Raw genomic sequence first — 8,321 nt, 5'->3', positions numbered from 1 at the left:
TACATGTAAAGACGACTGTCTACGAAACCAAGACAGTTGAGGATCATTGCTTTTACTACAATAGAATGAGCTAACTTGTGCTGCCCAAACTTGGGCAGCACTTCATCAATCACTTTTCCAATTTCAAGTTCATCATAAATGCCAGAAACGATTCCATGATGATCAAGAGAACGTGTTGTAACAAACATAATGAAATCCAAAGCAGAATACGACATTTTTGATATTTAGATATTAGCGAGAAAAAGGAATAAATTTATCAGACATCTGCGGAAAGTCGGATTTATAAATTTATTAGCTAGTTTCTGATTCATAAGATGTTTATTTATAAGTTATATAAAGCCTTTTGAGGACAAGCAGATATGAGACGACGTTAACTGAATGACGGTTTCATCCTTAAGGAGGCTGGTTCATATCCTCTAATTAGTTCATATCTTTATATTATTAAACCAGATAGTGAATTCTGTTCCCCTGTCTCTTTTAAGTCCTATAGAGCCATCTATCTGTTCAACAAGAATATTTACTAGCTGAAGCCCCAGAGAATCCATGTTTTCAAGATTCATCTCTTGTGGGATCCCCTTTCCGTTATCCGTTACTTTAAGCATATATCGGAACTCATTTTTTCCATTACAGTCTTTATCTGAACTGAAAATCTCAGTTTTGGTGGCAGAAGTTTCGATCCTGCAAAGATTTAATTGAATTTCGCCTTTTCTCCCAGCAGGAAAAGCATGCTTAAAAGAGTTTGAGACCAGCTCATTTACAATAATTCCAAGAGGAATTGCGGTATCTATGCCAAGATCAACCTGTTCGAGATTAAGTTTCAGGTTGATATCTTTGCCTCCAAGATTATATGAATTGAAAATGTCTGCAGTCAACTTTCGAAGATAGGCTGCAAAATCTAAACTGTCCAATCCTTTACCTTTGTAAAGTTCTTCATGGATCAAAGCCATTGAAGCTACACGGCTCTGGCTTTCTTTAAAAGCCTTTATAACCTCAGGAACTTTACAAATCTCCAGGTGTGAGAAGGTTTCTGCTTGAAGATCAAGCAAGGACGAGATTACCTGCAGGTTATTCTTAATCCTGTGATGAATCTCTTTTATACGAGCTTCCTCAATTTTTGCCAATGCTTCTTCAGTTCGCCTGCGCTCGGTAATATCTTGGACTATTCCTCTCATTCGGACAGGATTATTTTCTTCGTCAAGGATAATTTCACCCTGTGAATGAACTATGCGTTCTTCTCTATCGGCTGAAATCACTCTGAGATCAATATTATATGGGCTACCGATTAAAGTTCCTTTAACAGCATTACTTACATATTCTCGATCATCTGGATGTACAAAGCTTAAAAGCGTTTTAAAAGTTGCCTCAAATTCCTGAGGCTCAAATCCTAAAATTCGATAGATCTCATCAGATAGGTATACTCTATCAGTTACAATATCCCATTCCCAGTTTCCAATATGAGCCATTCTCTGGGCTTCAGCAAGACCTTTTTCACTCTCTTTCAACGAATTATAAGCCTGTTCAAGCTCTGCTGTTCTCTCTTTAACTAAATTTTCTAAATTGTCAAGAGTCTCTTTGAGCTTAGCTTCTGATTTTTTGCGCTCACGGAGGTCTACACCGATGCCGATCATTGTATTGTCAGTCAGGAAGATATTGGCCCATTCGACAGGCAAATGCTGCCCGTCCTTTGTCGTGCCGATCCATTCTCTCCAGCCTGTCTTTAGCGACAGCATATATGAGGATACCTCAGCACGGTAGGCTGGGTCCGGATACACATTGGCCATGAAATCTCCATTGTTGGCGTCGGCGGTAGTCCAACCGAGCACCTGTTCAGCATAGCTGTTCAGTGTAAACTGCTTCAGATGAGGATCCCAGGTAACTAGCAGGACAGGAATATTGTCGAAGATCTGCTGGAGCATTTCTCTTTGATGTGATAGCTCTGTTTCTACGGCTTTGCGACTGGTAATATCGCGACCTATTACAACTGACCCGACGATTACGCCGTCCCTGTCACGAATTGGAGCAAAGCTATAGCTCCCTACCCAGGTTTCTCCAGTATCCTTACGTTGCAGGATATATTCGGCATCAGTAACCGTCTCTCCCCGCAGGGCTCGAGGCACTGCCCACATGTCAAGAGGTGCCGGTGTCCCATCTGCCATAAATACATCCAGGATATCCGGGTATTCAGCGAAAGTCCTGGAGCATTCCTCCCTGTTCTTGAACCTATGGAATGTCGCGAACGAATCGTTAAAATCGATAAACCTCCCCTGAGCATCGGAAATAAATATTGCATCGGTCATGCTGGCAAAAGCAGCCTCCAGCTTTGTCCGGCTCTCTCGTAAAGCCTCTTCAGCTTTATTGCGTTCGGTAATATCTCTAAAAATCACCGCGAACTTTCCTTTCTCAGGGCTGAATGCATAAACTTCAAAATACTTGTCTGCTGCCTGGCTAAAAACCTCAAAATGCGTCGACTTACCTGAGAGAGCTACTTCGCCAAATTTTTCAATAGCAGTGCGGCTCGCTTTGGGAAGAACTTCCAAGATAGACTGGCCTAATACCTTTTCCCTCTTTATGCCCGTATTGAGCTCATAGGCGGGATTCACCTCAAGGAAACGATAGTCATAAGGCTTACCATCTTTATCACAGATAATCTCAGCAAGTAAGAAACCCTCGGTCATGTTTGTAAAGAGCATACGGAAGCGCTCTTCGCTTTCACTCAATGCTTCATAAGCTTCCTGAAGTTCCTCAGTTTGAACCTGTAGCTCTTCAGCCTGAACCTGTAATTCTTCATTGGATGCCTGTAACTCCTCGGATTGTGCCTGAATTTCTTCGTATGCCTCACGTAATGCATCTTCAACCTGCTTACGCTCTGTGATATCTCTCCAGAAAACGGAAATTCCTGCCGTGGAGGGATAAACGCTTACTTCATACCACTGATCGCGGATCAAACCCTTGACCTCGAAATGAGCTGGCATGCGAGTATCCATGACCTTCCTGTAAACTTCCTCAAACTTACTTTTGACCATGTAAGGGAATTTTTCCCAGATTTTTTCTCCTACAAGGTCTTCAGGCTCAAAATTTCCATTATTGGCTGCACGCTTGTTGATATATGTAAACCGCCACTCCCTATCAAGTTCTAAGAAGCCATCTTTAATACTGTTAACCAGGCTGTTAAGACGTTCCTCGTTCCTTTTTAACCTAGATTCCATCTTTTTGCGCTCAGTCGTTTCCCAGGATATATCAAGTATCCCCTTGCCCTTTCCTTCGGGCAGATCAACCCTGAATAATGACCAGGTGAAGTATGCCGGCTCAACAGGAGCGCCGGGGAAACGGGAGATCAGATACAGCTCGTCTATTTCATGGTAAGGCTCGCCAGTAGCCAGAACCTGGCGGCACAAATCTACAAAATCTTTTTTAGTCTCCGGCCATAGTTCATTCAGAGTTTTACCAACCATCTCTTTTCCAGGGGCAATAGTCTGATAAGCAGGGTTCACTATCTCAATTCGCAGGTCATTTCCATTCATTAGATTGATGGCGACCGGAATATTCTGGATGACTGTATCAAGTAGTTGGCGATGAAACTGTGATGTCTTTTCAGCCTGTTTACACTCCGTGATATCTTCATCTACCACAAAACCGCTGATAATCCGGCCTTCTTCGTCTCGGATTGGAGCTGCACTAACACTCATGATCCTGCGGGTTCCATCAGCCAGCTGGAACTCAATCTCTTCTCCAATAACCTCCTCACCTTTCTGTACAGCACGTGACATAGGCCATTCTTCCTCGGTGTACCGTCGCCCATCCGGATGGAAGCCAATATACTTACCGTAGTCTTCTACATTTACAGAAAGAGGAAGATTTCCATGGAATATTTTTCTTACTTGCTCGTTTCCAATGATCATTTTGCCAGAAGGAGCTTTTGCTATTATCGCGCCAGCAGGAAGATATTCCAATATTGCCTCAAGGCGAGATTTTGTAACTTGGGACTCCTGGAGAAGTTTTTCCAGCTCTTCTGCGTGTTTTATCTCTCTGGTGTTCTTTCGTTCTGAACCTTCTATCCGTTCCCATTTTCCTTTCCTTTTAACTAAAGTGAATTGATGATTTGCTGCGATCTCGATGATATCAGCAGCATTACACTCATCAAGAGAATAGGTACATAGAGTTACTACAGGGTATTTTCGCATGATGGAGTCGAAGCTTTTCTCATAATCAATGGAATGATTATAACCCTCATTTTCTATCCAGCAAACATTCTCGATCAATCTTAGCCCATCATAATCACTGGTTAATGAATGGTTGATTTTATTAATCAAGTCATTAATTGCTCTTTTTGAATCAAAAATACCTTCTGTTGTGTACAAATTTGAGGGAATAATTTCTATTTGCCCTCTATTTAAATAATCGTCAAAATTAGAAATATTCTTTCTCAAGAGTTTTTTTGCATTTTCTACTTCAAAGAGCTGTGATGTTATCCAGATACAAAGTTCGTTATTTTCCAATCCTGCTCTTAAAAAAGGAATGAGTATCTCTATCAGATCTTCTTTTGTCTGGTGCAATTGACAGAAGTGAGTTCCAGAAGGCACATTTCCAACAATACCGATGCCAGAATCTCTAATATCATTTTTCATCTATACTTCTCCGACTTTTAAAAATAAATCCGAAAAATGTATTGATCCGGGTACATGACATGATATTTCTCGCTCATTCCTGTATATCAAATCTATCGGGTCTCTTCTACTAATATATTTGAGTATTTTGTATAAAAATTCTAACTAGTTTAAGCAAAATATAATCTCATAAGAATTTAAGCTTCTTGAGCAACTTGTAATTGATCTTAAAGAAAAGGATCTGGTAAGAGCAGTTTCTTTAAGAGCCATTCATTAAAGCAAATAAAGTTGTTCTCGTTCAGAAAGCGTTATCTCACAAACTCTTCATTTATACTGAAATACATCTTCTTTAAAACGGAGCTCTTACATGCAATACCACATAAAGGACAGCACCCTTATTATTGAAGGCTATTTCGAAGCCGTGAGCACAGGTTTAAACGGCGGCCGCGCGCGGGTAAAGTACCTTTTTAACAAACAGGTGCCAAGAACTTTCAACCCCCCAAGCTCTCAGGAATTCATAAGGGAAGAAGCCTTGAGACTAAGCATTGAAAAAGCTTATTTCGGTCTCCTGACCGCCGTAAATATGGAATACCTTCAGATTATTGAAGACGACTATCTAACAGCCTTTATAACCGCTGGCGTAAGCAACGGCTCAGAGTTCAGGGTAAAGGTAGGAACTATAAACATAATTCTAATATCAAAGGCAAAACTATCTGAAACAGCTCTCTTCGGCGCGATCATCACAGCCACCGAAGCTAAAGGGCTTGCTCTTCTTGAGAAAGGATATACTTTCCTTGGCACGAATACGGATGCTGTGATGGTTGCCTATGAAACGGACTCAGGTCCGGGTTCAGGGAGTGAGGAAAAACGGGAAATCCCCTATGCAGGCTCGAGTACTGAGTTCGGGAAAAAGATCACTGAAGCTGTAATTAGAGGAGTTAAGGTTGGGCTTGAGCTGAGAGGAGAATAAGGTGAAGTAATTAGCTGTACATAAAGACTATCATTTTTATGAGTCAAAACAAAAAAAGACGTGTAAGATAGCCTTCTACCTTACTTTACTTTTTACTTCTTTCCTCTTTCTCTTTCTTTTCGGATTGTTTTTACATTTTTGATTTTCATATTATGATTTTTATATTATGTTTCTCACCCGGGACTCGGGTTTTACCGGAGATTTAAATCCTCAGCATGTAGTGGTTTTGAAATTAAGTCTGCAAGTAAGGTCCCTTATCTGGATTCGTCCCCATTTCATTGAGAAGAGAAAGATCCAGAAGTTTTTCAAATGCTCGCTTATTCTTTAGTCCGACGATTCTGGCCTGATATCTGTCCTTGCTAACGTTCCCGTCCCCTTGCATGTAAACGTATTCTCCGTCTTCAATACCTACGATTACGAAGGAATCAGGAATATATTCTACTCCGAAATAGGTTTCAAGTTCAGGATTCTGGTCCAGATCTAAGGACATGATAGTAGCTTTTCCTTCATATTCTGCTGCCAGTTCTTTTATGATCGGTTTCATAGACTGGCATTTTGAGCACCACTCAGCCCCGAGTCTCAAAAAAACCGGACCTTCCTGAAGGGATGTGTTTACCTGCCCAAGCTCGGTTGCTTCGACGACAGCGGTTTCTTCCTGAGTGTTCTGCTGGTTCATAGAGTATTTTTTATTTAACAAAACTATTATAGTACTGCTGTCGTTGATTATGTTTTCAGAACCATCTATGCCGGGATAAGTTTCGTTTACCGCAGGCATATAATCTATGCTTTCGGTTGTCTGATTGATAACGTACGGAGCATCTCCTATGCCATTTCTGTCAGCATCCTGTACAGCATAATTATGCCAGAAATTACCTGCTGAGCTGCTGTTCCAAAGATTATTTCCTTCGTCAATGGCGTTAATGAAATTAATGAAATCATTCTGGTAAACTGTATTGCCAGATGATTTGTTAAAGTAAATTCCAATGTCATTCATATACAGGTTGTTATTGACTAAAGTATTGGACTCTGCCTCTTGGCCAAGAATTCCGTATTCGTTTTTAGAAATGAGGTTATAGGCAAGAGTATTCCTCTGAGATGCTTCCAGGAAAACCCCTATTGCGTTTGAGCCTGCAGTGTTGTTCATAAGGATATTATTAGCCGAATTATTCAGCGAAATTCCCTGATTATTTGTCACCACAAGATTATTGGACAGTACATTTCCTTCAGAATCAACAAGAGAGATACCGTAATTCCCAAGGCTTACTAGATTGCTGACAATGTAGTTGCCTTGCGAACCATTGAGAGAAATACCCAGATCATTCTGTATCAGCATGTTGTTACTTAATGAGCAGTTCTTCACACCTTCAAGGTAAATCCCTGATTCATACCAATCAGTTTCATAAGGGTCTCCTGAGATATAAAAACCGTCTATTGTCACATTGCTTGAATAGATACCAAAAACATTAGCTTTCGGAATCACGCTTATAATATAGGTTTTAGTCTGGTCGCCTGAGAGAGTGGAATGTGAAAGAATTCTGAGTTCTTTATTCACTTCTATATTTTCCTGATATACTCCCTGGCTTACAAGGATTGTATCCCCATTTTGTGCATTGTCGATAGCTTCTTGAATCGAACTATAGTTCCCCTCCCCATTAATATCTACATTAATAATTGTAGCATCTGCCTGGGCTACTGTTGCCACAAGCACGTAGGATAAGAGAATACAAATATTTAGGATGGATTTTCCTTTCATGAGCCAGCATTCCCCTTAATTAATTATATTAAGTCTGAAAAAAAGAAATCTTGCATTTATATAATTAGTGAGAATAATAATTCGAGATAATAAAACGATTTTGAAACATATTTTCTGAAAAATAAACCTAAACTCTGAGGCTTTAGTTTACAGATCTTCATGCCTGCAGGAACTTAAGTTATCCATCTTCTTTTTAGTTCTCAAAAAAATTCCGTAAAATAACCAGAATCATCCCATTTTACATGGCTTATGGCCTGCTGAGAATTGCCACATTAAAATGGAATGCAAAATACAGGAATTATCTTCTGAAGAAGCAGAGAATTATCTGAAAGCAATAGAGAAATATAAGGACTTTAAGACACGGACCTGATTTATAGATAAACACAGCTCAAAAGTCTGAAGCTTCAAAGTTTAGTAAAGAAAAGGTTCTGAAAAGACACAAAAATAGATTAAAAATATCAGTAGGATCAAAAAACAATATCAAAGTAAGTAAAAAACAATATTAGAAAACAGTTTTAGAATAGGTTTGAAAGTAGTATAGGGTGAGTTTGGCAGCGATCCAGAGTTCCCGAAGGCTCGCACACCCGAATTGCGCCTCGGGAGTACGCGATCCTTTTCGCTTCGCTCAAGAGGACTAATTTATAGATACTGATACTAAGCTTCGCTCAAGCAGACAAAAGAAAAGAGAAATCAGACAAAAATATGGTCTGGAAAACAAAATTAGAGAATTCTAAAAACAAATATCAGAAAAACGATTTAAAAAAAACAGTATCAAAGATAGATTTTAGATTTTTTAGAAAAATTAGAATTGAAAGTAGTATAGGGTGAGTTTGGCAGCGATCCAGAGTTCCCGAAGGCTCGCACACTTCAGTACAGTAAGGAACGTGGACAGGCTTATCTTCTGTGTTCGGGATGGGTACAGGAGTTTCCCTGCCGCTATGGCCGCCAGACTCTACCTATAAATGGKATATGGAAAGATGAAGTCGTGTATAGG

At 40.0% G+C, this 8,321-nt stretch carries 4 protein-coding genes and 1 rRNA gene; 1 reads left to right on the top strand and 4 read right to left on the bottom strand.

Features of this window, described 5'->3' with window-relative positions; all coding sequences use genetic code 11:
* Both FXV91_RS19510 and FXV91_RS19505 read right to left on the bottom strand, forming a co-directional pair.
* The coding region (locus FXV91_RS19510) for a DUF4277 domain-containing protein (protein ID WP_229392459.1) at positions 1 to 188 on the bottom strand (188 nt) is incomplete at its 3' end.
* Positions 189 to 425: 237 nt separating this feature from the next.
* Positions 426 to 4,625, bottom strand: coding sequence for a PAS domain-containing protein (locus FXV91_RS19505; protein ID WP_229392458.1), 4,200 nt, complete (start codon positions 4,623 to 4,625; stop codon positions 426 to 428).
* A 346-nt stretch (positions 4,626 to 4,971) separates the two neighbouring features.
* On the opposite strand from FXV91_RS19505, the gene cbiZ reads away from it, so the two are divergent.
* A complete protein-coding gene (gene cbiZ / locus FXV91_RS19500; RefSeq protein ID WP_229392457.1) occupies positions 4,972 to 5,574 on the top strand; it encodes an adenosylcobinamide amidohydrolase in 603 nt (200 codons plus the stop codon).
* Between the two features lie 232 nt (positions 5,575 to 5,806).
* Here the strand turns inward: cbiZ and FXV91_RS19495 are convergent, their stop codons facing one another.
* Both FXV91_RS19495 and rrf read right to left on the bottom strand, forming a co-directional pair.
* Positions 5,807 to 7,327, bottom strand: a complete 1,521-nt coding sequence (locus FXV91_RS19495) for a NosD domain-containing protein (protein ID WP_229392456.1) — start codon at positions 7,325 to 7,327, stop codon at positions 5,807 to 5,809.
* 828 nt (positions 7,328 to 8,155) lie between these two features.
* Positions 8,156 to 8,277: ribosomal RNA gene (gene rrf, locus FXV91_RS19490) — 5S ribosomal RNA — on the bottom strand.
* Positions 8,278 to 8,321: the final 44 nt, after the last annotated feature.

The sequence above is a fragment of the Methanosarcina sp. DH2 genome, assembly GCF_020804225.1.
GTDB lineage: Archaea > Halobacteriota > Methanosarcinia > Methanosarcinales > Methanosarcinaceae > Methanosarcina.
The sequence above is the reverse complement of the archived record's forward strand: the minus strand, read 5'-3'. Positions and strand labels throughout refer to the sequence as shown.